This window comes from Kluyvera sichuanensis (assembly GCF_014218705.1).
Lineage (GTDB): Bacteria > Pseudomonadota > Gammaproteobacteria > Enterobacterales > Enterobacteriaceae > Kluyvera > Kluyvera sichuanensis.
The window spans coordinates 1-239 of the sequence record NZ_JABBJF010000104.1 but is presented as its reverse complement, the minus strand read 5'-3'; the positions used below and the strand labels follow the sequence as shown (position 1 = coordinate 239).

The following is a 239-nucleotide window of genomic DNA, read 5'->3' as shown; positions in this document are numbered from 1 at the left end:
CAAACACACCTCAGTCTGTTCTTATTACGGAGAACAGAGTTCAGTGTGCTGTTTCAATTTTCAGCTTGATCCAGATTTTTAAAGAGCAAAACTTCTTAATGCACTCGAAAGTACATTCAGAAGTTCATCATTTACCAGACAATTTGTGTGAGCACTTCAAAGAACGCTTCTTTAAGGTAAGGAGGTGATCCAACCGCAGGTTCCCCTACGGTTACCTTGTTACGACTTCACCCCAGTCA

At 41.4% G+C, this 239-nt stretch carries 1 rRNA gene; it reads right to left on the bottom strand.

Annotated features, from left to right (window positions below):
- Positions 1-177: 177 nt before the first annotated feature.
- Positions 178-239 (bottom strand): 16S ribosomal RNA (locus HII27_RS26960); the annotation flags it as partial.